Here is a 25,316-nt window from a genome sequence, read left to right on the forward strand (position 1 = left end):
GATGCGTATCTCGGCGAAGGCGGACTATGCGATCCGCGCGCTGGCCGGCCTCGCCGCCGACCCGGGCCGCCCACTGGTCTGCGAGGCGATCGCCGCCGAGCAGCACATCCCCTTCCGTTTCCTCAAGGCCGTCCTGCGTGACCTGCGCCGGGCCGGGCTCGTGCGCAGCCAGCGCGGCTGTGAGGGCGGCTACTGGCTGGGCCGGCCGGCCGAGTCCATCACCCTCGCCGAGGCGGTCGCGGCCGTCGACGGCGAGCTGCTCAGCGTGCACGGCGAGGGGCCCGACGACGACGCGCGCCGCGCGCCCGCCGTGGCCGCCGTGTGGCGCGAGATCCAGGCCCGCACCGAGGAGATCCTCACCGGCACGACCGTCGCCGACCTGTTGCGCGAACCCGAGGGAGCCCTGCGATGAGCGACGAGCACTGGCACGCCCCGCTGCGGCACATCCGCGGCGCCGAGCTGACCGGCGACACCGGCCAGACCTCGGGCATGACCCGGCTGGAGGCGATCTCCGGCAAGACCGTCGGCTCGCAGAAGCTGTGGATGGGCCGCACCCACGTGGCCCCGGCCACCAGCTCGGGCGACCACCACCACGGCGAGGCCGAGACCGCCATCTACGTGGTCTCCGGCCACCCGGTCTTCGTGTTCGCCAAGGACGCGGCCGAGGGCGGCGAGGAGATCCGGCTGGAGGCCGGGCCGGGCGACTACATCTTCGTCCCGCCCTACGTGCCGCACCGCGAGGAGAACCCGGGCGCGCAGGAGGCCGTCGTCGTCATCGCCCGCAGCAGCCAGGAGGGCGTCGTGGTCAACCTGCCGAGCCTGTGGGCGCCGGTCGAGCGTCCGTGAGCGAGGGGCTCGCGGTCGTCGAGTACACCGACCCCATGTGCCCGTGGGCGTGGGGCTCGGAGCCGTCGTTCCGCTATCTGCGGGCCGCCCTGGCCCCGGCGGGCTGGCGGCGGGTGTTCGGCATCCTGTTCCACCCCGACGACGATCCCGCGCCGGACGAGGCGGCGGAGACGGCGTGGTACCACCGCCACGTCCAGGACATCGCCGGGCACACCGGCGCACCCTGGCCCGCGGCCCTCGAGCGGGTCGCCCGCTCCAGCGTGCCCTCGTCCCGGGTCGCCACCGCCGCGGGCTGGCAGGGCGGCGAGATCGCCGACCGGGTGCTGCGGCGGCTGCGCGAGACGTTCTTCGTGCTGGGGGAGCCGGCCGACACCGAGGAGCGCGCCCTCGCGGCCGCCGACGGCGTGCCGGGGCTGGACCGCGACCGTCTCGCGGCCGACCTGCGCTCGCCGCGCACCGTCCGTGCGGCCGCCCGGGACTTCCGCGACTGCCGCCGTCCGGTGCCCGAGGTTGTCGGGCTGCGCGCGGGCGGCCCGCATCCGGGGGCGGCCAAGGAGGCCGAGGGCGGCCTGCGGTACGCCTTCCCGACCCTGGTGTTCGAAGGCCCGGGCGGCCGCGCGGCCGTGCCCGGCTGGCGCCCGCTGGAGCGCTACCTGGAGGCGGCCGAGTCGGTCGCGCCCGGGTGCGTGCGGCCGTTCGCGCGGCGGGACCTGCGGGCCTATCGCAGCCTGACGGAGCCGGAGGCCCGGCTGCTGCTGGGCGTCGAGACCGCGCCGGAGGGTGCCGTCGTGGTGGACACGCCGGGCGGCCCCGTGTTCCTGGACCCGGGCGAGGCCGCGACCCATCCTGCCACACGAGCGCGCTAAATCATACTGACCCCATCGGATTGGTCTCGAAATATAAGACACATCCCGATGGCTATTGACGTGTCTGAACGTCGATCCCCATGCTGGGCCCATGACGCATCTGAGCCGCCGGTCATTCCTCGGTCTCGGTGCCGCGCTGGGCGGCGCCACGCTGCTCGCCGCGTGCGGCGACGGAACCGCCGGCCCCGGCACCGGCGGGGCGGGCGGCACGCTCAAGTGGGGCTGGGCGCTCACCACGAGCTGGGACCCGGTCACCTCGTCGGCCGGCTGGGACGTGCACGTGCTGTCGCTGGTGTACGCCGGCCTGACCAAGCTCGACGAGCGCGGCAACGCGGTCCCGGCGCTCGCGACCGGCTGGAAGTACAACGCCGACGGCACCGAGGTGACGTTCACGCTGCGGCCCGGCCTCACCTTCAGCGACGGCACCGCGCTGGACGCCACCGCGGTGCGCAAGAGCCTCGAGCGCGGCCGGGACTTCCCCAAGTCGCTGGTCGGGCCGCAGCTGGTCAACGTCCGGGAGATCGCCGCGCCCGACGCGACCACGGTGACCCTGCGCCTCGCCGCGCCCGACTTCCAGATCCCCAACCTCCTCGCGGGCAAGACCGGCATGATCGTGAGCCCGGCGGCCTTCGAGGCCGACGCCGCCGCCCTCGCCACCCGGCCGGTCGGCGCCGGGCCGTTCACGCTCACGTCCTACACCCAGAACGCGAAGGCGGTGCTGGCCCGCAACCCGGCGTACTGGGACGCGGCGAGCATCAAGCTGGAGCGCTTCGAGGCCTACCCGCTGCCCGAGGCGGCCACCGTCGTCGCGGCGCTGCAGTCGGGGCAGTACGACGTCGCCCAGATCCCCGGCTCGCAGGTCGAGGCGGCGAAGGCGGCCGGGCTGACGGTGCAGGTGATCCCGTCGCTCGTCGTGGCGGTGCTCGACGTGAACATCGCCAAGAAGCCGTTCGACGACCCCAAGGTGGCCGAGGCGCTGCGCTACGCCGTCGACCGCGCCGCGCTGCTGAAGACCGCCCAGTTCGGCCACGGCGACGTCGCGTACCAGCCGTTCCCCAAGGGCTACGCGGGCTACAACCCGGCGCTGGAGGGCATCTACGCCCACAACCCCGGGAAGGCCCGGCAGCTGCTGGCCGAGTCGACCTACGGCGGCGCGCCCGTCGACGTCGTCATCACCACCTCGGCCGCGGCGGGCGTGCCCGAGCAGCTCCAGTCGCAGCTGCAGGCGGCCGGGTTCCGGCCCACCATCGAGGTCATCCCGGCCGCGCAGGCGACGCAGCTGGTCTACGTCCAGCACTCCCGCGCCCTCTTCGTCGACCAGTTCGCCGGGCGGGACGCGGCCGTGCAGGCCTTCCAGGTGCTCTTCGGCAAGGAGGGGCTGATGAACCCGGGCCGCGTCCAGCCGCCCGAGCTCGCCGACGCGCTGGCGAGGGTGAGCCGCACGCCGCTGGACGACCCGGCCTACCCCACGGTGCTGCAGGAGGCCACGGCGGTCGCGGTGCGCAGCATGCCCAACGTGTTCCTCTACACCGTCCCGCGCATCCTCGCGCGCCGGGCGAACGTGTCGGCGATCCCCGAGTGCACGGTCGTCCAGCGCTTCGAGGGGGTGAGCGTGGCGTGAAGGCCCGGGCGCTCCTCGCCGCCGCCGCCGTCCCGGTCGTGGTGTTCCTGTTCTCGTCCCTGATCACGTTCGGCCTGGGGGCGCTGTCGCCGAGCAACCCGGCGGCGGCCGTGCTCGGGGAGACCGCGACGCCGGCCGACATCGCCCGGATGACGCACGAGTTCGGGCTCGACAAGCCATTGCCGCTGCGGTACCTCGAGTGGCTCGCACACGCGCTGACCGGCGATCTGGGCCGCTCGTACTTCACCACGATCCCGGTCGCCGACAGCATCTTCGCGGCCCTGCCGGTCGACCTGTCCCTGGCCGCCCTGGCGGTGCTGCTGGCCGTGCTCCTCGGCGGCGGGGCCGGGATCGCCGCCGCCCTGCGCCGCGACAGCCGGCTCGACCGCGCGATCACGTTCGCCGCCTCGGCCCTGGGCACCCTGCCGCCGTTCGCGCTCGGCATCGGGCTCGTCGTGGTCTTCTCGGTGCTGCTCGACCTGCTGCCCGCGGGCGGATACGCCGGCCCGGAGCACGGGCTCGGGCCGTGGCTGCGCTTCGCGATCCTGCCGGCGCTCGCGCTCAGCCTGGACACCGCCGCGTCCATCGCCCGGCAGCTGCGCACCTCGCTCGTGGCGCAGCTCGGCGAGAACTACGTGACCGGCGCCGTGGTGCGCGGCCTCGGCGCCCGCCGGGTGCTGCTGCGCCACGCGCTGCGCAACGCCGCCGGGCCCGCGCTGACCGTGCTCGGCCTCGGCGTGCCGATGGTGCTCGGCGGCGCCGTGGTCACCGAGAAGATCTTCAACCTGCCGGGCCTGGCCCAGCTGGCCCTGCAGGCCGCCGCCCAGCACGACGTGCCGCTCATCCAGGGCACCCTGCTCGTCACCGTGACCGTGGTCCTGGTGTGCAACACGCTGGTGAACCTGGCGCTGTGGCAGCTCACCCCGCAGGGACGGCGAGCGTGAACCGGCCGGCGCTCGCCGCGCTCGGCGTCGTCGGGGTGCTCGCCGTCGCGGGCGGGTACCTCGCCCCGCACGACCCCCTGCACCAGGACCCGGAGCTGGCGCTGCGCGGGCTGTCCTGGTCGCACCCGCTCGGCACCGACTACCTCGGCCGCGACGTGCTCAGCCGCCTCGTCGCCGGCACCGGCACCACCGTCGTCGCCGCGATCGAGAGCGTCGGGGTGGGGCTGCTGCTCGGCGTCGCGCCCGGCCTCGCCTCGCTGTGGCTGGGCCGGGGCGTGGAGTGGGTGCTGCTACGGGCCGCCGACGCGCTCATGACCCTGCCCTTCATCGTGTTCGCGGTCGCCGTCACCGGCATCCTCGGCAACGGCCTGCCGCAGGCGATGGTCGCGATCGGGATGCTGTTCGCGCCGCTGTTCTTCCGGGTCACCCGGGCCGCGGGGCTGAGCCTGACCCGGGCCCAGTACGTCGAGGCGGCCGAGCTCTTCGGCGCCTCCCGGACCCGGATCCTGCGCACCCACGTGTGGGGCAAGGTGCTGCCGACCGTGGCCGTCACCGCCGCCCAGGCCACCGGCGGGGCGCTGCTGGCGGTGTCGTCGCTGACGTTCCTCGGCATCGGCGTCCAGCCGCCCGCGCCGACGTGGGGCGGGGTGCTCGCCAGTGACCTCGGGTTCCTGGCCCAGCAGCCGTGGGCGCCGCTCATCCCCGCGGCCCTGATCGCGCTGACCGTGGCCGCGCTCAACACGCTCGCCGACGACAGGAAGCTCAATGCTGCGCGTGGATGACCTGAGTGTGACCGTCCCGGGCGCGGTCACCGCCGTGCGGAACGTGTCGCTGGCCCTGCGCCGGGGGGAGTCGCTGGGCCTGGTCGGCGAGTCCGGCTCCGGCAAGACCCTCACCTGCCGCGCCGTCCTCGGCGTCCTCCCGCCCGGCGTCGCCGTGTCCGCCGGCCGGGTCACGCTCGCCGGGACCGACCTCACCGCCCTGGACCGCCGGGGGTGGGACCGGGTGCGGGGGAGCCGGATCGCCGCCGTCTTCCAGGACCCGGCGTCGTACCTCAACCCGTCGCTCACCATCGGCCGCCAGCTCGCCGAGCAGCTGCGCCTCAAGCGCGGCCTGCCCCGCCGGGCGACCCGGGCCGCGGCCGTGGACCTGCTCGCGGCCATGGGCCTGCGCCGGGCCGAGGCCGTGTACCGGCAGTACCCGCACGAGCTCTCCGGCGGCATGCTCCAGCGCGCCCTGATCGCCATCGCGGTCGCGGGCGAGCCGGAGCTGCTCGTCGCCGACGAGGCCACCACCGCCCTCGACCCGGCCGTGCAGGCCGAGGTCCTCGACCTGCTGGGCCGGCTGCGCGAGAGCCGCGGCCTGGCCCTGCTGCTCGTCAGCCACGACCTCGCCGTCGTCGCCGAGGTCTGCGACCGGGTCGCGGTCTTCTACGCCGGCGAGATCGTCGAGCAGGGGCCGACGGCCGAGGTCATCGCGAACCCGCGGCACCCCTACACCGAGGCCCTGCTGCGCGTCGCCTCCCTCGGCGACTGGAGCCGGCGCACGCTCGAGGTGATCCCGGGCCACCCGCCCGAGCCCGGCGCCGTGATGGCCGGGTGCCGCTTCGCGCCGCGCTGCCCCGTCGCCACCGACGCGTGCGCCGAACCGGTCCCACTGTCCACAGTGGGCGACCGGTCGGTCCGCTGCCACCGGGTCGCGGCATGAGCGGTCCGGAGCGAAGCGGAGGGGCCGCTCATCATGAACGCAGTTTTCTCATGTCGGCGCCGGAGCTTGCGGAGGTGCCGGCATGAGCGGTCCGGAGCGAAGCGGAGGGGCCGCTCATCATGGAACGCAGTTTTCTCATGTCGGCGCCGGAGCTTGCGGAGGTGCTGGCATGAGCGGTCCGGAGCTTGCGGAGGGGGCGGCATGAGCGTGCTCCTCGCGGTCGATGATCTCGTGGTCGAGTACTCCGGCCGCCGGGTCCTGGACGGTGTCACGCTGTCCGTGCGCGAGGGCGAGATCCTGGGCGTCATCGGCGAGACCGGCTCCGGCAAGACCACCCTGGCCCGGGCCGTGGCCGGGCTCGCGCCGGTCCACAGTGGACGCGTCACCCTCGGCGGCACCGAGCTGACCGGCCTGCGCGGCCGCGCGCTGCGCACGTGGCGGCGCACCGGGGCGCTGCAGTACGTCTTCCAGGACCCGCTGCGCGCCCTCGATCCGCAGCACACCGTCGCCACCATCGTGGGGGAGGGGCTCGCGGTCGCGGGAGTGGACCCGGCGCGGATCGCGGCGCGGGTCGCGGCGGCCCTGGCCCGGGTCGGCCTCGACGAGGGCCTGGCCGGACGCCGGCCCGGGCAGATCTCGGGCGGGCAGCGCCAGCGCGTCCTGCTCGCCCGCGCCCTCGCCGTCGGCCCCCGCCTGCTGCTGTGCGACGAGCCGGTGTCCGCGCTGGACGCCTCCAGCCGCAACCACGTCCTGCGCCTGCTCGCCGGCCTGCGCGATGCCGGCGTCACGCTCGTGGTCATCTCGCACGACCTGAGCTCGCTCGCGGGCATCGCGGACCGGGTCGCGGTGCTCTACGGCGGCCGGCTGGTCGAGCACGGCCCGATCGGCGAGGTGCTCACCACCCCGCACCATCCGTACACGGCGCTGCTGGCCGCCTCCGCGCCCAGCGTGCGCCGCGAGCGCCCGATCCCGGCCGCCGCCCTGCGCGGCGAGGGGCCCGGCCTTCCGGGCGGCTGCTCGTACGCCGCCCGCTGCCCCTTCGTGACCGAGTCCTGCGCGATCGTCCCGCATTTGTCCACTGTGGACGAGAGCCGGGCGGTCGCCTGCCACCACGCCAAGACCTGGCGAGACGAAAGGATCCTCACGCCATGACCGTCGAGTTCGTCGGCATGATCGGCACCCAGCACGCCTCCGAGATCCACGCGCCCTCCGGCCCGGTGATCGACCCCGCCTACACGCGCCGGTTCGCCCGCGCCCACGAGGACGCCGGCTTCGACCGGATCCTCATCGGCTACGGCTCCGGCTGGCCCGAGGGCGGCCAGGTCGCCGCGCACGTCGCCGCCCACACCGAGCGGCTCGGCCTGCTCGTCGCGCACCGCCCCGGCTTCGTCGCGCCGACCCTCGCCGCGCGCACGTTCGCCACCCTCGACCAGCTCTCGGGCGGCCGCGTCGCCGTGCACACGATCACCGGCGGCAACGACCACGAGCAGCGCCGCGACGGCGACTACCTGGGCAAGGACGAGCGGTACGCGCGCACGGACGAGTACCTGGAGATCCTGCGCCGGGCGTGGACCTCGCCGGAGCCGTTCGACTACGAGGGCACCTACTACCGCTTCGAGGACTTCGCCGCGCACGTCCAGCCGGCCCACCGGATTCCGCTGTACTTCGGCGGATCCTCGGCGGCCGCGTACCGCGTCGGCGGCAAGCACGCCGACACCTTCGCGCTGTGGGGCGAGCCGCTGCGGGAGACCGCCGAGCAGATCGCCGCGGTCCGCGCCGCCGCCGAGGCCGCCGGGCGCGCCGAGCCGCCGGGCATCAGCGTCTCCTTCCGCCCGATCCTCGGCCCGACGCAGGAGCTGGCCTGGGAGCGCGCACACGCCATCCTCGACACCATCACCACCGGCCGCGCCGACTGGCCCCGGCGCGCCTGGGGCACCGACGGCAAGCCGGAGAACACCGGCTCCCAGCGGCTGCTCGCCGCCGCGGCCAAGGGCGACCTGCACGACCGGGCCCTGTGGACCGCGCCGGCCCGGGCGACCGGGGCCGGCGGCAACTCGACCGCGCTCGTCGGCACGCCCGAGACCGTCGCCCAGGCCCTGCTCGACTACGTGGACCTGGGCGTGACCACGCTGCTCATCCGCGGCTACGACCCGCTCGACGACGCCATCGACTACGGCCGGCACCTGCTGCCGCTGGTCCGTCAGGAGCTGGCCCGCCGCGAGTCCCTGGTCGGTGTCCGGTGACGGTGCGGGGCACGCTGCGGCTCTACCCGGGCCGCGGCGAGCACCCCGGCGTCTACGAGCGCTTCGCGCGGCGGCTGGCGTTCGACGGCTACCAGCTCGGCGACGGCGACCAGGCCCCGCTGGTGCTCGTCGGCTCCGACACCGGCGCCCTCGCGGCGCTCGCCGCGGCGCCGGCGCTGCCCGTGGCCGGGGTCATCGCGGTCGGTACACCCTGGGCGCCCGCGCCCGTGGCCCCCGTCCTGCGCTGGGCGGACGAGCTGGCGGCGCGCACCGCGTGCCCGGCGCACCGGGACCGGCTGGAGGGCGACGCCGGCTTCGCGCGCGGCGCGCTGAGCACCCCGGTCCCGCCGGAGCTCGCCGCGGCCGTCGACCCGGTCAAGATCGAGGTGCCGGTGCTGCTCCTGCACGGCGCCGCCGACCCGGTCGCGCCGCTCGCCGGGGCCCGGGCCCTCGCGGCGCGGCTGCCCCGGGCCGAGCTCGCCGTGGTGCGCGACGGGCGTCACGACGTCCTCAACGACGCCCCGCACCGCACCGTGGCCGCGCACGTGGTGCAGTGGCTCGAACGCCTGCGCGCCGACCCGGCCGCGGCACCGATCCTGGCCGTCGCCTAGTCGAGAAATTGCGATCGACACATCGAAGTATTGCGGTGAAGGCGCGACTGCTGGCAGGATTCCACGCCAGAAGCCGACATTTGGTCAGCGCCGCCAACCGCGCGTCCCCACCCGCGTGAGCTGCTCAGTGCCGGTGTGCGGGCCCCGCCCAGGCCCGTTCCCCGCCATGCCCCGACACGTCCGGCCCCCGCCGAGCACCCCGGCGGGCGCCCGGCCGTCGCCGGGGTGACACCCGAGGAGTCCACATGGGAGTTTCCCGCCGCTCCGTCATCGCCACCTCCCTCGCCGGCGCCGCCGCCGGTGCGCTGCCGCTCGCCGTCGAGGGAGCCTCGACCGCGTTCGCCGCCAGCGCACCCGGCGACGTGGTCGGCAAGGTCACCGTCGGCTACCAGGGCTGGTTCGCCTGCATCGGCGACGGCGCCCCGATCAACGGCTGGTGGCACTACAGCCCGAACTGGTCGCAGAGCCCGGCCCCGGGCGCGTGCTCGATCACGTGCTGGCCGGACATGCGCGACTTCACGAAGGGGTACCGCACCAACTTCGCCAACCTCGGCAACGGCCAGCCGGCGAACCTCTTCTCGTCCTACGACCAGCAGACCGTCGACACCCACTTCCGCTGGATGCAGCAGAACGGCTGCGACACCGCGGCCCTGCAGCGCTTCAACCCCAACGGCGGCGAGGGCGCGACCCGCGACGCCATGGCCCAGAAGGTGCGCTCGGCGGCCGAGGCCTACGGCCGGAAGTTCTACATCATGTACGACGTCACCTGGTGGCTGACGATGCAGAACGAGATCAAGGCCGACTGGACGAACAAGATGGCCGCGCACACCGCCTCGTCCGCCTACGCCCGCCAGAACGGCAAGCCCGTCGTGTGCATCTGGGGCTTCGGCTTCAACGACGACGGCCGCCCGTTCGCCCCGGCCGCCTGCCTCGACGTCATCAACTGGTTCAAGGGCCAGGGCTGCTACGTCATCGGCGGGGTGCCGACGCACTGGCGGTTGGGCACCGACGACTCGCGCGCCGGGTTCATCGACGTCTACCACGCCTTCGACATGGTCTCCCCGTGGATGGTCGGCCGGATCAGCGACAACGCGGGCGCCGACTGGTTCTACCAGAACCGCGTCCTGGGCGACCTCGCCGACCTCAACGGCCGCGGCATCGACTACCAGCCGTGCGTCATCCCCGGCGACCTCGCGGCCGGCCACCGCCGCCACGGCGAGCTCATGTGGCGGCAGTTCTACAACCACACCCGGGCCGGCGTGAAGAGCGTCTACATCTCGATGTTCGACGAGTTCAACGAGGGCAACCAGATCGCCAAGACCGCCGAGAGCGGGGCGTGGCAGCCGGCCAACGCCGGCATGCGCGCGCTGGACGAGGACGGCACCCCGTGCTCGTCGGACTACTACCTGCGCCTGACCAACGACGGCGGCCGGATGCTCAAGGGCCAGGTCGCGCTGACCGAGACGCGGTTCACGGTCCCGTTCCCGACCGGCCCGGACCAGACCGCGCCGTCGGTCCCCGGCAGCCTGCGCGTCACCGGCACCACGGACACGACGGTGGCCCTGGCCTGGAACGCCGCCACGGACAACGTCGGCGTCGCGGGCTACCGCGTCAGCCGGGGCGGTACCGTCATCGGCACCACCACCACGCTGGCCTTCACCGCAACGGGCCTGACCGCCTCGACGGCCTACACGTTCACCGTCGCCGCCTTCGACGCGGCCGGGAACGCCTCCGGCGCCTCGAACGCGGTCACCGTGACGACCAGCGCCCCGCCGAACACCAACACGAACCTGGCCGCGGGCCGCCCGACGGCCGAGAGCAGCCACACGCAGGTGTACGGCAGCGGCAACGCGGTCGACGGCAACACCGGCACCTACTGGGAGAGCGCGAACAACGCGTGGCCGCAGTGGCTGCAGGTCGACCTCGGCAGCGCCGTGGCCACCCGCCGGATCGTGCTCACCCTGCCGCCGCAGTCCGCGTGGGCGACCCGCACGCAGACCCTGTCGGTGAGCGGCAGCACGAACGGCAGCACCTTCTCGACGATCGTGGGCTCGGCCGGGTACACCTTCGATCCCGCCACCGGCAACACGGTCACCATCGCGTTCCCGTCCACGGTCACGACCCGCTACCTGCGCCTCACCTTCACGGCGAACACGGGCTGGCCGGCCGGCCAGGTCTCCGAGTTCCGCGTCTACAACGGGTAGCCGGCCCACGCCGCCGAGCTCGCGCGACGTCCGCGCACCGGTCACCGCCGAAGGCCGGTGCGCGGACCCGGGGTGCGAGACGCACCACCCCCGAAAGGGCGGGTGGCGGCCAGGCGTCCGGCCGCCACCCGCCGCGGTTAGGCGTGACGTCGCCGCCAGCGAGTGAGCAGGACCGTGACCCTGGCCGGCCAGCTCTCGCGACGGCGAGGCGACTGCAGGTCGTCGGTGGACCGCCATCGGCCGTCCACGAGCACCCAGTCCCGTAGCGCGCCGTCGGTCAGGTGCGAGATGGGCACCACACCGTCCTCAATGGCGACAACGTCCTCGTGGGCGGGCACCTCGGCGCCGCCTGGAACGGGCCGGCGGCTGCCGGCGGCCCACCGCTTCCACGCGGGCCCACGCGCAACCGGTTTGCCGGTGGCGAGCGCGTCGCGAACCGCGAGCCAGACGAGCTGATCGGCCTCTGGCATCCCGACGGCCCGCACGAAGCTCGCGGTGAGGTCCCGCTGGGGCAGGGTGCCCCGGCTCAACGCGGCACAGACGGTGGACATCGGCAGCGGTCGAGCGTAGTCAGCGGCGATGGCTTGTATCTCGCGGTACGTCATGCCGGACCACTCACGCAGCTTCTTGAGCGCATCGATGTACGCAACCGGATTTGTCGCCTCGGTCGGGTCCGGTGGGGCAAGGCCGCGGGTCTTCGGGGTCGGTCGTGGCCCGGCCGTGGGTCTCCCGGTCTGCAGCGCGGTGGCGATCCTCTTGCGCTTGTCGAGCATGTCCTCGACATCGCCGTCGCACGCCCGGACGAAGCTCTCCGTCAGGGTCTCGCCCGGCAGGACGTGGCCCTGGTCGGCGGCGTGCACGGCACTGGTGGAGTACCGGCTGCGCTGCGCGAGCGCGGTGTAGGTCAGTCGCGCGGCCTGGCGCAACTGACGCAGTTCGTAGCCGAACTGCGCGACCGGTCCGGAGTCCGGGTCGGCCGGTGATTGTTTACGACTCGGCATCGTGTCCCCGTCCGTGGCGCGCCGGTGCGAACCCCGTCGCCGAGGCCGCACCCGACACGTCTCAGCTCTCGCGCGAACGGGAGCCGTGCTGCGCGATCTGGATCGCCGGGCAGGTAGACATGGCGAGACCGCCCGCCGAAGGAATGGGCATGTACGTGGTCCTCTACTTCTGCTGGGTCTGGTTACTGGGCATTGCCATGAGCGAAGCCGGCTGCTGTCCGGCGAGATTCCGGTCGGACGGTCGCCTCAGGCGGCCAACGGATACCGCGGGGAGGCCGCGACGGTGTGCTGGGCGCGTTCAGCCGGGTTCACCGGGACCGCCTGGAAGCCGTAGACCTGCGGGTCTTCGACGTGGCCCCGGATGAGACCCATGAGCTGGGACTCCGGAACGTCGGAGTATTCCACGTTCATGGGGTGCCGGTGAATGACGACGAACCAGTGCATCTCATCCTCTCTTTCCACGCCTCGACGGCGTGCAGAACCGGATTCCGGCGATGAATGTGCCCGTGCCGGCAGCCATGCCGAGCAGCAACGCGACGAAGCCTGGCGCGTCCCAGAGGCGGCCGAAGCCGGCGACCACACTGCCGGCGCCCAGCGCGATGATCGCGATGAACAGGAACGTCAGCAGGGCCCCGAGGTTGCTGCGAACTCTGGTTGCCAACGACACCTTGACCCGGATGGGTGTCAGCTCCGCGTGCACGCTGAACTCGTCCTGGACCTGCAACGGCCGGCGGTGGCTTTTCGCCGTCGGGACCTCTGCCGACAGATCCAGCTGATCGGCAGCCTTGGGCTGCAGGTGGCTCCCCTCGCTGGGACTTGTCACCCTTCGCGCTCCTCCTACTCGGACCGGCCGGCTTCGCATGCGGGCTCGTTCCTCGGTGGCTCGTGCGGGTCCTCGCAGTTGTGGTGGGTAGCGCTGCGTGACCGCGTGCCGAAGAACATAGCGCATTGATGTCGTGATGCGCACCTATGGATGTGCGCGTTGTTCAACTTAAGGGTGCACTAAAAGTGCACTTCACGGTATGTCGATGCATCGTTGACGGCTCGTGTCCAGTGCAAAGGTTTCAGCTATTCACGTTCCGCTGTTCCGTGGCCCGAACGTAGCTCGGTCTATACGGAACGTAGGGCGTGAGCTGTCGGCTGCGCTGGCGCTTCGTCGGGTCGGCAAGCGGTGAACCTGCTGTTCGGGCGGAGTTTCGGCCAGATGCCCGTGGACGTCGGACGCTCGTACGGCTAACGTCACACGCATAAGACGCACCGAATGTGCGACTGATTGAGGTCCGGACGCATGAACCATCGGGCGTGGCGTAGACGTACCAGCCGTCAAGGGCGGAACGAACCGGAACGCTGGCCCTGGGTGAAAGGATCGACACTCGCAGTGGTAAAAAGCGGCGGCGCCCCGTCGAACCCGGAGCGCCGCCATCCCGTCCAACGATGAGGCGAAGGACAGAACTCCATGAGTGTGCTACAGAACGTGTCTGAAGAAACACACATCGATGCCGACAGTCGGGTTCCTGACAATCGACGGCGGCGCCGTTCGGGCCAGCCGCCCGCGCCGACGGAACGGAATTCCGCGCATACGGGGGGTTCGTTGACTCGAGTCACCGCCAACTTCACGCCCCGGGCGATGGCCGCCTTGGACCGCGTATCGGAAAAAACCGGCGATTCTCGAACAGATGTCCTCAATATGGCCGTCATGGCCTATGAGGCCCTAGTGGAACTCGTCGACGAGGGCGACGGCCGGAGCCTGCGTGTCCAGATGCCCAATGGCGAGGTCCGCATTCTGCATTTTCTTGGCTGAGCTGCTGGCGCGACACGACTGCGGCCGCCGGCCCCGGCGCGGGCATGGCGGCCGCGGTCTTTCCTCCAGCCCCGGGCCGGCGCGAAGAGACGCTTAACCGAACGCGGGCAGCGCCTTGAACCGCTCGTCGAGGCGGATGCTGGGGCCGAGCCGGGCCAGTTTCGCGCGGACCAGCGACAGCGGGTGCTGCGGAAACTCCTCGTCGTAGCGCGGGTCGTCCGCCCGGTGCGACGGCAGCCCGCCGGTGAGGCCGGGCGCGTACGGCGAGGGCGTGATGAAGTCCTCGAACCCGATCCGGGCCGCGATGACCGCCTCGCGCATGCCGGTATCGCCGTACTCGGGCGCCTGCAGCTTGATCACGGTGCTGCAGGTCGCCCGGGGAATCGTGTACGAGCCGAGGAACACCTGGCCGTGCCCCTGCCAGTGGGGGAGTTTGATGATCTGCCGCAGGGCCGGGACGCCGTCGACGGGCTCGACCTCGCACTCGACGAGGCCGCCGCCCGCCTCCGCGGCGCTGCGGGCCCGCCCGGCCTGCAGTCGCGCGACCTCATCCAGCGGCGCGGGCAGGTCCGGCGGCAGCTCGAAGTAGTGCAGCGTCAGCGCCGTCCCGTCGGCGTCGCGCCAGGCGATCTGCTCGTGCTCGAACGGCTCGAACCCGGTGAGATCGAGCGCCGTGATCGGCATCCCCGTCATGACGCGGAAGGGTACCTCAGTACTGCTTGAGTTCGATGCCCGTGGCGTACCTGTCCGTCATCCTCAGCAGCATCCCCAGCAGTCGCGGGGAGCGGAACATCCAGTTGCGCATCGCCATCCGGGCGCGGTTCGCGGGCGCGAGGAACGGGCCGGCGCTGCCCCGCTCGGAGATCTTCGCGTAGTCGCGGAATGCCGACTCGTAGGCCGCGAACGCCGCGCGGTGGTCCCCGCCGGCGGCCCGCAGCTCGCCGGCGAGCACGTACGCGCCGACGACCGCGAGCCCGGTGCCGAAGCCGCCGAGGGTGTTGCCGTACGCGGCGTCGCCCAGCAGGACGACGCGCCCCTTGGCGTACGCGCGGACCTCGCAGCGGCTGATCGAGTCCAGGTAGACGTCCTCGGCGCCGTCGAGCCGCGCCAGCAGCTCCGGGACGCGCCACTTCGCGCCGCGGTAGGCCTCGCGCAGGATCCGCTTCGCGGCCTCGGGGTCATAGCGGTCGTAGCGCAGCTGGGGGGACTTGAACACGAAGAACGCGGGCGCCTCGGGGCCGCCGATCGCGACCATGCGGCCCGGCTCGTTGTACATCACGGCGTCGCCGTCCGTCCCGAGCCCGGCGAGCGCGTAGTAGTGCCCGAGGAACCTCACGTAGTCCTCCTCGGGCCCGTAGGCCAGCCGCCGGACGTTGGAGTGGATGCCGTCGGCGCCGACGACGATGTCGAACGACCGCGGCGCGGCCTGGGCGAAGGTGACGTGGACCTTGTCGGCGACCTCGGTCAGCGACGTGATCGTGTCGCCGAAGACGTACTCGCACCGGCCGCGCGTGTGCTGGTACAGCAGGGAAGCCAGATCGCCCCGGGTGATCTCGATCTCCCCGCCGGTGAACTCGCCGGGGATCACCGCGAGCGCCCGGCCGTGCTCGTCGACGATCGTCTGGTCGTGCCCGCCGGTCTGGCGCGCCCTGACCTCGTCGAGCAGCCCCATGCGCTCCAGCACCGTGCGGTGCGTCTCGCCCTTGAAGTCGACCGCCTGCCCGCCGAGGCGCAGCTCGGCGGCCCGCTCGACGACGGTGACGTCGCAGCCGTAGCGGGCGAGCCAGAACGCGAGGGCCGGGCCGGCGATGCTCGCGCCGGAGATGAGAACCGTGGTGTGCCGCATGCCGTGCACGGTCGCGGCCCCCGCTGACAGCCCACGACCGGTCCGCTGACAGGAGCCGGTTCATGCCCCCGGCTACCGTCAGCGGCATGAACCGGCGACGGCGCAAGAAGGTGCAGGATCGGCTCATGGCCGCCGTGGCCCGGGGCGATGCCCGGCAGGTCGCGGCGCTGCTGCGCGCCGGGGCCGATCCCGGGCGGCCCGACCGGCACGGCAGCACGCCGCTCTACCGGGCCGGCGTGCAGGGCCGTGCCGGGAACGTGCGCGTGCTCGTGGCGGCCGGGGCCGACCCGAACGTGGAGAGCGGCACCGGCGAGGAGGGGCTGCCGCTGTGCGGGGCCGCGTGCTGGGGGCACGACGACGCCGTGCGGGAGCTGCTTGCCGGCGGGGCCGACCCGGGCCGGCGCGAGGACCACGGGGCCGGGCGCACGGCGGCGGAGTGGGCCGCGGCCGGCGGGCACCGCTCGACCCTGGAGCTGCTGGGCGCGCAGCGTGCCCCGGGCCGGTAGCCCGCGCTCCGCGCGAGTCCCGCCCGGTCTCAGCGGCGGCGGGCGATGGCCAGCAGGTCCCGGGCCGGCCCGGCGAGCTGCCGACCGGCGGGCCACACGGCGTGCAGGCGCCGCTGCAGCGACACGTCCCCCGCCGGCACCGCCACCAGCGTGCCGGCCGCCAGCTCGGCGACGATCGCCAGCGAGCTGACCACCGCCGGCGCGTTGCCGGCGGCGACCGCGTGCTTGATGGCCGTCGTCGAGGACAGCTCCAGCAGCGGTGCCGGCACCGCCCCGGGCAGCGCCGCCTCCAGCGCGCCCCGCGTCCCCGAGCCCGCCTCGCGCGACACGAGCGGCGTCGCCGCCAGCTCGGCCGCGGTGATGCCGCGCCGCCGCCGCGCCCACGGGTGCCCGGGCGCCACGATCACGGTGAGCCGGTCGGCCCCGACGACCGCCGCGTCGAGCCCGCCCGGCACCGACGGCCCCTCGACGAACCCGAGGTCGGCCTCTCCGCCGAGCACCCGCGCCGCCACGTCCGACGAGTTCAGCGCCTGCAGCGTCACCGAGAGCCCCGGGCTGCCGGCGTGCAGCGCGACGAGCCAGGCCGGCAGCAGGTACTCGGCGACCGTCTGGCTCGCCGCGACCGCGAGCCGGCTGTGCCGCGAGGCCCGCAGCGCCGCGATCCCGGCCGCGAGGGCGTCGGCCGCGCCGACCGCCGTCCGCGCCCAGTCGGCGATGAGCGCCCCGGTCTCGGTCAGCGACGAGCCCCGGGGCCCGCGGTCGAGCAGCGTCACGCCGAGCCGCCGCTCCAGCTGCCGCAGCCGCGCGCTCGCCGCCGGCTGGGAGATCCCGTGTGCGGCCGCCGCGCGCCCGACGGAGCCGAGCCGGGCCACCGACAGCAGCAGGTCGAAGCTGGTCAGGTCGGTCACCGTGCTCGGCAGGGGCATAACCGAAGCCTATGACCTCACAGGCAGTGCCCGGCTACCGCACCCCGCCCGGGACCGGCAGATTCGAGGCCATGGACAGAGCACCGTTGCGGCCGGGCGACTTCAGCGCGGTCATGGGTACCGGCATCGTCGCCAACGCCGCCGTCGCGCTGCCCGGCCACGTGCCGGGCCTGCACCCGGCCGCCACCGTCGTCTGGGTGCTCGCGTCCGCGCTGCTGGTGAAGGCCGTCGTGGACGCGGCCGGCCGCCCGATCGACCCCGCGACCGCGCCGCTGCTCGGCGCGCTGCCGATGGCGCTGATGACCGTCGGCGCCGGGACGCTGCTGTTCACGCCGCTGGTCGCGGTCGCCGTCGCGCTGTGGCTGGCCGGCACGCTGCTCGGCCTGGTGACCGCCGTCGCCGTGCCGCTGCTGCTCAGCGCCCGCCGCGACGCCGTCGTCACCGGCGCCTGGCTGATGCCCGTGGTGCCCCCGATGGTGTCCGCGGCCACCGGAGCGCCCCTCGTCGCCCATGTCCCGGCATCGGTACGCCCCGACGCCCTGCTGTGCTGCTACGCGCTCTTCGGCGTCAGTCTCTTCGCGGCCGTCGCGATCATCGCCCAGCTCTGGGGCCGCCTGCTGCACCACGGGCCGGGCGAGCCGGCGACGGTACCGACGCTGTGGATCGTCCTCGGCCCGCTCGGCCAGTCGGTGACCGCCGCGCACGCGCTGGCCGGGCCCGCGGGCACCGTCCTGCCCCCGGAGTACGGCCGCGGCGCCGAGGTCTTCGCCCTGCTCTACGGCGTGGCCGCGCTCGGCTTCGCCCTGCTGTGGCTCGCCTTCGCGGCGGCCGTGACCCTGCGCACCGCCCGGGCCCCCGGCGGCCTGCCGTTCACGCCGGCCTGGTGGGCGTTCACGTTCCCGGTCGGCACCTGCGTCACGGGCGCGGCCGGCCTGGCCCGCCAGACCGGCTCGCCCATGTTCGCGACCCTGGCGGTCGCCCTCTACGTGCTGCTCGTGGCCGCCTGGCTCACCGTCGCCACCCGGAGCGTGACCCGCGGCCGGCTCCGCCTCGGCGGCCCCCTGCGTGCCACGGCCCGATGATCACGCGGGTCACGCCGGGGGCGCGGCCGATCGTGGCCGCGGCCCCGGTTCGCGTCCCGGGTGCGGCTAGACCCGGCCGAGCAGCCGCAGCCGCAGCGCCCGCAGGACCACGCCCGGCTTGGCCAGCGCCGCCGGGTGCTGCTCCATCGCCGTCACGCTGTTGAGGCGCCGGCAGGTGGGCTCGTCCTTCATGGACGCGCGCAGCAGCAGGTCGCCGGCCCAGCGGATCACGCGGTAGCCCCGCGGCTGCCCCGACGTGATGTGCGGCAGGCCCAGGTCGGCGAAGGTCGACACCTGCCACGCGGCGTCCACGATGACGCGGACCTTGTCGAAGTACGGCTTCGCGGGCGTCGTGGTGACGTCGGGCCCGGTCTGCAGCCACGCCGACAGGCACGACGCGTGCAGCGTGGCCGAGGTCATCCCCTGCCCGTACACCGGGTTGAACGACGCCACCGCGTCCCCGGCCGCGACCAGCCCGGCGGGCAGGCGCTCCAGCGTGTGGAAGTCCCGGCGCCGGCTGTCGGCCTGGTGGTACGTGATGACCCCGCCGATCATCCGCCCGCGCTCGGCGATGTCGCCGAACATCGACGGGAAGTAGGCCCGGCAGCGCTGCGCGTACTCGGCGGCGTCGCGCGACGGGCGATCCTCGTCGTACCCGGCGACCAGCATCAGCCAGCGGTTGTCCTCCACCGAGAGCACCCCGCCGATGCGCGGGATCCGCCCCTCGCCGGGCGTCTCCTGGGTGATGACGACCCACGCGTCGCTGACCGACTCGTCGCGCTCGAACAGCGCCGAGGCGTAGTTGAGCTTGATCGGCATCCGCTGCATCGGCGCCCGTGGCCAGCCGTGCTCCTCCAGCCAGTCGTTGAGCCGGCTCGAGCGCCCCATCGCGTCGACGACGAGGTCGGCCGCGATCTCGGTGACCTCTTCGGCGCCCTCGGGCACGTACCGCACCCCGCGCACCGCCGACTCGGTGAACACGAGGTTCTCGGCCCGCCCGAAGACCATCGTCACGTTCGGCAGGTCGAGCACCCGCCGGCGCACCTGCGACTCCAGGAACGGCCGCGTGGTGATGAGGATCGGGCGCTGCGGGGGTGGGTCGGGCACCTCGCGGAGCCTGTTGTTGATGTACACCCGGCCGTCGGTGCGCCCGTAGTCCGGCGCCCCGGCCTCGACCGCACCCTCGCTGAAGCCGGGGAACCAGCGGTCCAGCTGCGTCTGCCCGGCCGGCAGCAGGGCGTGCACCTGGGTGCCCTGCGGCACGCCCGGGCGGGGCCCGGTGCCCTCGGTCGGGTCGCGCTCGATGATGAGCACCTGCTCGGCGTGGTCGGACAGGACCCGCGCGGCCATGAGCCCGGCCATGCTGCCACCGAGCACGACCGCCTGCCGCATGAGGATGCGGGGCGGCCCGGGGGGTTCGGGCGTGCTGATCTCGGCGAATTGCTGCGCTGCTGAGGGTGCCATGAAGTTGATGTTAAATGCTTCGCTGCGAGAACGATCGATGCGATGGGGCCTGCCCCGGCCGCATCGCTGCTGCGTGGCCGCCCGGCTGCGCACCGTCACCGGGCGTCGCCGCGCAGACCCTCGGCATAGGCCGCGGCGAACCCGTCCGCGCCGAGGTGCTCCGTCGCGGCCGCGGCGGTGCGGCTCACGTCCGGGTCGCCGGCCACCGCGGTGCCGCGCAGGGCCGTGGCGCGGCCCAGGAGGCGGGCGGCCTCCCGCGCGTCGCCGGTCAGCACGGCGTGGCCCGCGCGGCCCTCCAGCACGTCGGCGAGGCTCGACGCGAGCGGGGCCAGCTGCGCCGCCGCCCACGCCTCGTCGTGCCGCCGGGCGGCGTCGGCGAGACGGTGCTCCGCCTCGGCCAGGCGGGCCTCGGCGGTCAGGACGCTCGCGCGGACGTAGACGGTGCCGGGGTCGCCCGCGCGGGTCCCGTGCCCGGCGCGGGCCAGGTGCGCGGCGGCCGCCGGCAGGTCGCCGCGGTGGCGGGCGACCTCGGCCAGGCCCAGCTCCGCGGCCGGCGAGCCGGTCGCGCGGCGGAAGTCCGACTCGGCCGCGGCCGCATCGCCCTGGCGGAGGTGGTCGAAGGCGCGGCGGCACAGGACGTCGGCGGCCTCCCGCACCGCGCCCAGCGCCTCCAGCGCGGTCAGGGCGGCGGCCCACCGCTCGTGCGCGAGGGCGTGGTCGCCGCGCCAGGAGGCGAGCTGGGCCAGCCAGTCCAGGGCCTGGGCGATGCCCCAGCGCTCGCCCAGGGAGCGGAACCGGGCCAGCACGTCCAGCAGCTCCGCCTCGCCGGGGTGGCCGCCGAGGACCGCCAGCAGGGCCAGCCCCAGGTCGTGCAGCGCCTGATGCCAAGGATCGCCGGCGAGGATGACCGGGTTCGGGTCGGGGCCGGCGCCGGGCACGCGCGCCATGCCCCAGACCGCGGCGCCGAACGGGTGGCGCAGCGGGCGGTCGAGGGCGGTCATCACCTCGTCCGCGCGGCGGCGGTGCCCGGCGCAGGCGCGCGACTCGGCGTGGACCACGCAGCTGACGTACTCCTCCTCCAGGCCCTCGATCGGGCCGTCCAGCAGCGCGGCGGCGATCGGGGCGACCTCGTGGCGGCGGCCGGCCAGCCACCAGTACGCGGCCAGGGCGGCGGTCAGGCGCATCGCGACCGGCCGGTCGGCGGCCGCGGACCAGCGCAGCGCGGCCATGAGGTTCTCGTGGTCGGCGGCGAGGGCGGCGAGCCACGTGAGCTGCTCGGCGCGGCGCAGATGCGGGTCGGCCTCCCGGGCGAGCGCGAGGAAGTGCTCGGCGTGGGCGCGCTGGAGCCGGTCGCGCTCCCCGGCCGGGAGCCGTTCGCGGCAGAACAGCAGGATCGTTTCGAGCATGCGGTACCGCCCGTCGCGCGCGACCAGCAGCGAGCGATCGACCAGATCGGCGAGGGTGTCCTCGTCGATCCCGCACACGGCGAGCGCGGCGGCCCGGCTCGCGCCGCCGGCGAACACGGAGAACCGCGCCGCGGCCGAGCGCTCCCCGGCGCCGAGCAGCCGCCAGCTCCAGTCGACGACGGCGTGCAGTGTGCGGTGCCGGTCCGCCGCGGTGCGGTCCCCCCGGGAGAGCAGCGCGAAGTGCTCGTGCTGCGCGAGGCGCGCCGCCAGCTCGTCGAGGTCGAGCTGGCGGAGCCGGGCCGCGGCGAGCTCGATGGCCAGCGGCAACCCGTCGACGAGCGCGCAGATCCCGGCGACGGCGGCCGCGTTGCCGGGCCCGACCGTGAAGCCCGGGCGCACGGCGGCGGCCCGCTCGGCGAAGAGCGCGACGGCCGGGTCGGCGGGCAGCGGCCCGACCGGCACCAGCGCCTCCCCGGTGAGCCCGAGCGGCTCCCGGCTGGTGGCCAGGATGGTCAGCCGCGGGCACCCGGCGAGCAGCGCCCGGGCGAGCGCGGCGCAGGCCGCGAGCGCCTGCTCGCAGTTGTCGAGCACGAGCAGCAGCTCCTGCTCGCCCACCGCGTTGACGATGAACCGCACCGGATCGCTCGCGGCCGCCGGCGCGAGCCCGCCGTCGCGCAGCCCGAGCGCGGCCGCCACCGCGTGCGGAACGGCCTCCCCGTCGGGCACCCCTTCCCCGTCGGACAGGGCTTCCCCGCCGGGCACGGCTTCCCGGTCGGGCACGGTTTTCCTGTCGGGCACGGTTTTCCGGTCGGGCACGGCGGACAAGTCGGCGAAGCAGGCGTCCGCCCCCGCGACCTCGACGGCGAGGCGCGTCTTCCCGGCCCCGCCCGGCCCGACGAGCGTGACGAGCCGGGCGCCCCGCAGCGCGGCGATCCGCTCCAGCTCGGCCCCGCGCCCGATGAGGCGGGTGAGCGGCGCCGGCGCCCTGCGCCGCGCCGGGGCCGTCGGTTCGGGTCGCAACAGCCGCAGGTGTACGGCGCTGAGCTCGGCCGACGGATCGGTCCCCAGCTCCTCGGCGAGCAGCCGCCGCCCCTCCTCGAAGACCGCGAGCGCCTCCGCGGTGCGCCCACCGGCGTGCAGGGCCCGCATCAGCTGCGCCCGCAGCCGCTCCCGGAACGGGTGCTCGGCGACGAGCCGGCGCAGGGGCCCGACCGGGGTGCCCTCGGCCAGCCCGAGCTCGGCCTCGACAAGGTCCTCGACGGCGGCGAGCCGGGCCTCCTCCAGCGGCACCGCCTGCGCGGCTCCGGCCAGGTCGGCCAGGGCCGGGCCGCGCCACAGCGCCAGCGCGCAGCGCAGGACGACCGCGGCGCCGCGCCCGTCGCCGGCGGTGAGCCGCTGCCGGCCTTCGCGCGCCAGGGCACCGAACCGGTGGGCGTCGACGTCCTCGGGGTCGACGTCGATACGGTAGCCACCGGCGACGAACTCGACGAGACCGCCGGGCAACGCCTTGCGCAGGCGGGAGACCTGGGCCTGCAGCGCATTGGGGCTCTCGCCCCCGAGCCGCTCCACGGGGACGACGTGGCCGGGTTCGAGCAGCAGCAGGGTGAGCAGCGCCCGGGGCTTGGGACCGCCGACCGAGACGACGCTGCCGTCGTCATCGAGGACTTCGAGCGGCCCCAGAATGCCAAAACGCATGCCACATTCTCGGACAGCCCCACCGCGGCCCCGCCACCCGCCCGATCGGCCCTCCGCTGAGCGCCCGGCCCGCCCCACGTCCGCGACTCGCTGGGCGCGGCCCGCCCGCCGGTGTCCGCCTCGTTCTGCCTCGTTTCGCCTCGCTCCGCTCGGCACCGCCGGCGCGGTTGCCGCGGTGCCGTGTCGGTCGCCGTGGTGCCGTCGGTCGCCGCGGTGCCGGGGCTGCTGCTGCGGGTGTCGCCGCTGGTTCTCCTGGGCCGGGCGCCGGGTGCCGGGTGCCGCGGCCGAGTCGCGGTCAGCGTCCCTGCTCGCCGGGCATGTCGGCGTGTGCGCCCCGGTCCTCGGCCGGGGCTGGGCGCTGCCGGTGGGCCGCGACCACGTCGATCGTCGCGGCGATCAGGGCGGCCACGACCAAGGCGATCGTCACGAGCAGCGAGGCCTGGAACGCCCGCGCCCAGTTGTTGTCGTGGCTGGCCAGCTGGTTGAAGAACATGGCGCCGACGGCGGCGATGCCGACCGCGGTGCCGATGCGCTGGCCGGTCTGGAGCACCGCGCCCGCGCTCCCGGCCCGGCGGACCGGAACCTCGGCCAGCGTCAGCGTCTGGTTGGGGCTGATCACCAGGCCGCTGCCGACTCCGGCGACGAGCAGCGGCATCGCGGTGGCGAACCCGGCGCCGTGCCCGGGCACCAGGTGCAGCGCGTACACCGTGCCGACGAGGCCGGCGACCACCAGGACCAGGCCCGCGACGACCAGCGGGCGGCCGAAGCGGTTCACGGTGCGGCCGCCGACGGCCGAGGCGACCGCGGAGCCCAGCGCGAACGGGGTGATGGCCAGGCCGGCCTCCAGCGCCGTGTAGTGCAGGCCGCTCTGGAGCAGCAACGTGTACGTGAAGAAGATCGAGGTGAAGCCGCCGAAGTAGCACAGGCCCAGCAGTGTGCCCAGGGCGTAGGAGCGGACACGGAACAGGTCCAGGTCGATCACCGACGTACCGTGGCGGGCAAAATGCCTTTCCCACGCCACGAACCCGGCCAGCACCGCGACGGCGGCCACCGCCAGCAGCCACTTCACCGGGCCGTGCCATTCGCGTTCCTGCACGAGCGGCAGCAGCAACAGCACGACGCCGAGACCCAGCAGCACGACGCCGACCGGGTCGAGTGTCTCGCGCTGCCCGGGCTCGTCCCGCGCGGGAATCCACTTCGCGGCGAGCACGATCGCGACAATGCCGATCGGCAGGTTGATGTAGAAGATCCAGCGCCAGCCGTCGGACGCCCCGAAGAGCTGGATCAGCAGGCCGCCCAGCAGCGGACCCACGGCGGTGGATACGCCGATGGTGGCTCCCAGCAGCCCGAACGGCCGGCCGCGTTCGGCCGGCGCGAAGAGCTGCTGGATCAGCCCCGATACCTGGGGATTCACCACGCCGGCCGCGGCCCCCTGCACCAGCCGCGCCACGACCAGCCAGAGCGCCGTGGTGGCGAGCCCGGCGGCGGCGCTGGCGAGCGTGAAGGCGGCGAGCCCGGCGATGAACACGTTGCGCCGGCCGCGCGCGTCGCCGAAGCGGCCGGCGGGCACGAGCAGCAGGCCGAACGTGAGCGCGTACCCGGACAGCACCCACTGCAGGGCGCCGGAGCTGAGCCCCAGGTTGGACTTGATCGAGGGCAGCGCGACGTTGACGATGCTGACGTCGAGCAGCGTCATGAATCCGGCCACCAGCACTACGCTGATGGCCCGCCATCGACCGGGTGAGGATTCGCCGCTCATCGCTTGCCCGTTCCCGAGCGGGTTCGGTGCAAACCCTTCACCTGCGGCGGGTGGGTGTGATGTCGGTTTCGCCTGCGTGGTTGAGCGATCGGCCCGGCCGGGACGTGTGGGGGCTTTGCTCGCCACGCATGTGGTCTCGGCTCTCCGGTCGTCTCGGCTCTCCGGTCGTCTCGGCTCTCCAGCAAACGGCACCCTCCGGGGGTCGGCTGCGAGATCCTCCTGGGTTGGCTGCGGCGCCCGCCGGGGGTCGGCTACGACATCCGCCGGGGTTGGCTGCGGCGCCCGCCGGGGTCGGCTGCGAGATTCTCCTGGGTTGGCTGCGGCGCCCGCCGGAGTCGGCACCGGAGCCGAAGCTGACAGAGGACAGCGGCAACGGAGACGGCGATGGGGCCCCGCTGGAGTTGTCGACACCGCGGGCGACACTTGTGGCGACTCGTTGAGGGGCAAAGGGCGCCTCCGGCGGGGGCTTTGGGTGCCGATGGGGGGTGCCCCACCGTGTACCCGTCGCCCACACCTAGGGGAACATGCCGAAGCCGGGGCCGCCTAGCGTTTGTGGTTTGGCTGCGGGGCCGTACTCACCGGGGCGGCCCCGGCTTCGGCATGTTGCGGGCGCTGTGGGCGACGGGTACACGGTGGGGCTGGGGCCGAAGGCTCGGCCGGGGCAGGGCCGGGGGGCTGGGGGCGAAGGCTCGGCCAGGGCCGGGGCTGGGGGCTGGGGCCGAAGGCTCGGCCCGGGCCAGGGCCGGGGCCGGGGCTGAGGGCTGGGGCTGGGGGCGAAGGCTCGGCCG

23 protein-coding genes are annotated in these 25,316 nt (G+C 74.3%); 14 read left to right on the forward strand and 9 right to left on the reverse strand.

Features of this window, described 5'->3' with window-relative positions:
* The first annotated feature begins 1 nt into the window (after position 1).
* The 11 genes from ACQP2P_RS10735 to ACQP2P_RS10785 all read left to right on the forward strand — a co-directional run bounded on the left by ACQP2P_RS10735 (position 2) and on the right by ACQP2P_RS10785 (position 11,042).
* Positions 2–412, forward strand: coding sequence for an RrF2 family transcriptional regulator (locus ACQP2P_RS10735; RefSeq protein ID WP_433615160.1), 411 nt, complete (start codon positions 2–4; stop codon positions 410–412).
* On the forward strand, positions 409–846 hold the full coding sequence (locus tag ACQP2P_RS10740) for a cupin domain-containing protein (RefSeq protein WP_433615162.1): 438 nt from the start codon (positions 409–411) through the stop codon (positions 844–846). Before ACQP2P_RS10735 ends, ACQP2P_RS10740 begins: the two co-directional genes overlap by 4 nt.
* The gene (locus tag ACQP2P_RS10745) at positions 843–1,712 is read left to right on the forward strand and encodes a hypothetical protein (protein WP_433615163.1); all 870 of its coding nucleotides are present in this window, start codon (positions 843–845) and stop codon (positions 1,710–1,712) included. The genes ACQP2P_RS10740 and ACQP2P_RS10745 overlap by 4 nt, the downstream gene beginning before the upstream one ends.
* 91 nt (positions 1,713–1,803) lie before the next feature.
* A complete protein-coding gene (locus ACQP2P_RS10750; protein ID WP_433615165.1) occupies positions 1,804–3,333 on the forward strand; it encodes an ABC transporter substrate-binding protein in 1,530 nt (509 codons plus the stop codon).
* Positions 3,330–4,277 carry an ABC transporter permease gene (locus ACQP2P_RS10755; RefSeq protein ID WP_433615166.1) on the forward strand — a complete coding sequence of 316 codons (948 nt, stop codon included), beginning with the start codon at positions 3,330–3,332 and terminating at the stop codon, positions 4,275–4,277. The genes ACQP2P_RS10750 and ACQP2P_RS10755 overlap by 4 nt, the downstream gene beginning before the upstream one ends.
* Positions 4,274–5,059, forward strand: a complete 786-nt coding sequence (locus ACQP2P_RS10760) for an ABC transporter permease (RefSeq protein WP_433615167.1) — start codon at positions 4,274–4,276, stop codon at positions 5,057–5,059. The genes ACQP2P_RS10755 and ACQP2P_RS10760 overlap by 4 nt, the downstream gene beginning before the upstream one ends.
* Complete coding sequence (locus tag ACQP2P_RS10765) at positions 5,043–5,984, forward strand: ABC transporter ATP-binding protein (protein WP_433615169.1); 942 nt, start codon at positions 5,043–5,045, stop codon at positions 5,982–5,984. Before ACQP2P_RS10760 ends, ACQP2P_RS10765 begins: the two co-directional genes overlap by 17 nt.
* Before the next feature lie 201 nt (positions 5,985–6,185).
* Complete coding sequence (locus ACQP2P_RS10770; protein ID WP_433615170.1) at positions 6,186–7,136, forward strand: ABC transporter ATP-binding protein; 951 nt, start codon at positions 6,186–6,188, stop codon at positions 7,134–7,136.
* A complete protein-coding gene (locus ACQP2P_RS10775) occupies positions 7,133–8,227 on the forward strand; it encodes an LLM class flavin-dependent oxidoreductase (protein WP_433615172.1) in 1,095 nt (364 codons plus the stop codon). The genes ACQP2P_RS10770 and ACQP2P_RS10775 overlap by 4 nt, the downstream gene beginning before the upstream one ends.
* The gene (locus tag ACQP2P_RS10780; RefSeq protein ID WP_433615174.1) at positions 8,224–8,838 is read left to right on the forward strand and encodes an alpha/beta fold hydrolase; all 615 of its coding nucleotides are present in this window, start codon (positions 8,224–8,226) and stop codon (positions 8,836–8,838) included. The genes ACQP2P_RS10775 and ACQP2P_RS10780 overlap by 4 nt, the downstream gene beginning before the upstream one ends.
* 245 nt (positions 8,839–9,083) lie before the next feature.
* Positions 9,084–11,042, forward strand: coding sequence for a discoidin domain-containing protein (locus ACQP2P_RS10785; protein WP_433615175.1), 1,959 nt, complete (start codon positions 9,084–9,086; stop codon positions 11,040–11,042).
* Positions 11,043–11,179: 137 nt separating this feature from the next.
* On the opposite strand, the gene ACQP2P_RS10790 is transcribed toward ACQP2P_RS10785, so the two are convergent.
* The 3 genes from ACQP2P_RS10790 to ACQP2P_RS10800 form a co-directional block, all read right to left on the reverse strand.
* Entirely contained in the window at positions 11,180–11,968 is a 789-nt protein-coding gene (locus tag ACQP2P_RS10790) for a hypothetical protein (protein ID WP_433615177.1), read from the reverse strand.
* Positions 11,969–12,289: 321 nt separating this feature from the next.
* Positions 12,290–12,487 carry a hypothetical protein gene (locus ACQP2P_RS10795; protein WP_433615178.1) on the reverse strand — a complete coding sequence of 66 codons (198 nt, stop codon included), beginning with the start codon at positions 12,485–12,487 and terminating at the stop codon, positions 12,290–12,292.
* 1 nt (position 12,488) lies between these two features.
* The gene (locus ACQP2P_RS10800; protein WP_433615180.1) at positions 12,489–12,866 is read right to left on the reverse strand and encodes a hypothetical protein; all 378 of its coding nucleotides are present in this window, start codon (positions 12,864–12,866) and stop codon (positions 12,489–12,491) included.
* A 633-nt stretch (positions 12,867–13,499) separates the two neighbouring features.
* Here ACQP2P_RS10800 and ACQP2P_RS10805 point away from each other — a divergent pair.
* On the forward strand, positions 13,500–13,844 hold the full coding sequence (locus tag ACQP2P_RS10805; RefSeq protein ID WP_433615181.1) for a hypothetical protein: 345 nt from the start codon (positions 13,500–13,502) through the stop codon (positions 13,842–13,844).
* Between the two features lie 93 nt (positions 13,845–13,937).
* On the opposite strand, the gene ACQP2P_RS10810 is transcribed toward ACQP2P_RS10805, so the two are convergent.
* Both ACQP2P_RS10810 and ACQP2P_RS10815 read right to left on the reverse strand, forming a co-directional pair.
* Positions 13,938–14,537 (reverse strand): hypothetical protein, encoded by a 600-nt coding sequence (locus tag ACQP2P_RS10810; protein WP_433615182.1) that lies wholly within the window; start codon positions 14,535–14,537, stop codon positions 13,938–13,940.
* A gap of 16 nt (positions 14,538–14,553) precedes the next feature.
* Complete coding sequence (locus ACQP2P_RS10815; RefSeq protein WP_433615184.1) at positions 14,554–15,690, reverse strand: FAD-dependent monooxygenase; 1,137 nt, start codon at positions 15,688–15,690, stop codon at positions 14,554–14,556.
* An 86-nt stretch (positions 15,691–15,776) separates the two neighbouring features.
* On the opposite strand from ACQP2P_RS10815, the gene ACQP2P_RS10820 reads away from it, so the two are divergent.
* Entirely contained in the window at positions 15,777–16,196 is a 420-nt protein-coding gene (locus ACQP2P_RS10820; RefSeq protein WP_433615185.1) for an ankyrin repeat domain-containing protein, read from the forward strand.
* A gap of 29 nt (positions 16,197–16,225) precedes the next feature.
* On the opposite strand, the gene ACQP2P_RS10825 is transcribed toward ACQP2P_RS10820, so the two are convergent.
* Positions 16,226–17,122: a LysR family transcriptional regulator gene (locus tag ACQP2P_RS10825; RefSeq protein WP_433615187.1), complete on the reverse strand. Its 897-nt coding sequence runs from the start codon at positions 17,120–17,122 to the stop codon at positions 16,226–16,228.
* A gap of 71 nt (positions 17,123–17,193) precedes the next feature.
* Here ACQP2P_RS10825 and ACQP2P_RS10830 point away from each other — a divergent pair, with 71 nt between their 5' ends.
* Positions 17,194–18,204 carry a TDT family transporter gene (locus tag ACQP2P_RS10830; protein WP_433615189.1) on the forward strand — a complete coding sequence of 337 codons (1,011 nt, stop codon included), beginning with the start codon at positions 17,194–17,196 and terminating at the stop codon, positions 18,202–18,204.
* A gap of 66 nt (positions 18,205–18,270) precedes the next feature.
* Here ACQP2P_RS10830 and ACQP2P_RS10835 read toward each other — a convergent pair whose 3' ends face one another.
* The 3 genes from ACQP2P_RS10835 to ACQP2P_RS10845 all read right to left on the reverse strand — a co-directional run bounded on the left by ACQP2P_RS10835 (position 18,271) and on the right by ACQP2P_RS10845 (position 24,528).
* Positions 18,271–19,668, reverse strand: coding sequence for an FAD-dependent oxidoreductase (locus ACQP2P_RS10835; RefSeq protein ID WP_433615190.1), 1,398 nt, complete (start codon positions 19,666–19,668; stop codon positions 18,271–18,273).
* 95 nt (positions 19,669–19,763) lie between these two features.
* A complete protein-coding gene (locus ACQP2P_RS10840) occupies positions 19,764–22,769 on the reverse strand; it encodes an ATP-binding protein (RefSeq protein ID WP_433615191.1) in 3,006 nt (1,001 codons plus the stop codon).
* 295 nt (positions 22,770–23,064) lie between these two features.
* Positions 23,065–24,528 (reverse strand): MFS transporter, encoded by a 1,464-nt coding sequence (locus tag ACQP2P_RS10845; protein ID WP_433615192.1) that lies wholly within the window; start codon positions 24,526–24,528, stop codon positions 23,065–23,067.
* Positions 24,529–25,316 lie beyond the last annotated feature (788 nt).

It is taken from the genome of Dactylosporangium sp. CA-139114, assembly GCF_050955725.1.
GTDB lineage: Bacteria > Actinomycetota > Actinomycetes > Mycobacteriales > Micromonosporaceae > Dactylosporangium.

Coding starts and splice junctions, on each gene's coding strand:
- ACQP2P_RS10750 (WP_433615165.1), top strand. CDS start 1,804: ATGACGCATCTGAGCCGCCGGTCATTCCTCGGTCTCGGTGCCGCGCTG.
- ACQP2P_RS10830 (WP_433615189.1), top strand. CDS start 17,194: ATGGACAGAGCACCGTTGCGGCCGGGCGACTTCAGCGCGGTCATGGGT.
- ACQP2P_RS10785 (WP_433615175.1), top strand. CDS start 9,084: ATGGGAGTTTCCCGCCGCTCCGTCATCGCCACCTCCCTCGCCGGCGCC.
- ACQP2P_RS10835 (WP_433615190.1), bottom strand. CDS start 19,668: ATGGCACCCTCAGCAGCGCAGCAATTCGCCGAGATCAGCACGCCCGAA.
- ACQP2P_RS10810 (WP_433615182.1), bottom strand. CDS start 14,537: ATGACGGGGATGCCGATCACGGCGCTCGATCTCACCGGGTTCGAGCCG.
- ACQP2P_RS10820 (WP_433615185.1), top strand. CDS start 15,777: ATGAACCGGCGACGGCGCAAGAAGGTGCAGGATCGGCTCATGGCCGCC.
- ACQP2P_RS10765 (WP_433615169.1), top strand. CDS start 5,043: ATGCTGCGCGTGGATGACCTGAGTGTGACCGTCCCGGGCGCGGTCACC.
- ACQP2P_RS10795 (WP_433615178.1), bottom strand. CDS start 12,487: ATGCACTGGTTCGTCGTCATTCACCGGCACCCCATGAACGTGGAATAC.
- ACQP2P_RS10825 (WP_433615187.1), bottom strand. CDS start 17,122: ATGCCCCTGCCGAGCACGGTGACCGACCTGACCAGCTTCGACCTGCTG.
- ACQP2P_RS10805 (WP_433615181.1), top strand. CDS start 13,500: ATGAGTGTGCTACAGAACGTGTCTGAAGAAACACACATCGATGCCGAC.
- ACQP2P_RS10845 (WP_433615192.1), bottom strand. CDS start 24,528: ATGAGCGGCGAATCCTCACCCGGTCGATGGCGGGCCATCAGCGTAGTG.
- ACQP2P_RS10815 (WP_433615184.1), bottom strand. CDS start 15,690: ATGCGGCACACCACGGTTCTCATCTCCGGCGCGAGCATCGCCGGCCCG.
- ACQP2P_RS10840 (WP_433615191.1), bottom strand. CDS start 22,769: ATGCGTTTTGGCATTCTGGGGCCGCTCGAAGTCCTCGATGACGACGGC.
- ACQP2P_RS10775 (WP_433615172.1), top strand. CDS start 7,133: ATGACCGTCGAGTTCGTCGGCATGATCGGCACCCAGCACGCCTCCGAG.
- ACQP2P_RS10740 (WP_433615162.1), top strand. CDS start 409: ATGAGCGACGAGCACTGGCACGCCCCGCTGCGGCACATCCGCGGCGCC.
- ACQP2P_RS10770 (WP_433615170.1), top strand. CDS start 6,186: ATGAGCGTGCTCCTCGCGGTCGATGATCTCGTGGTCGAGTACTCCGGC.
- ACQP2P_RS10735 (WP_433615160.1), top strand. CDS start 2: ATGCGTATCTCGGCGAAGGCGGACTATGCGATCCGCGCGCTGGCCGGC.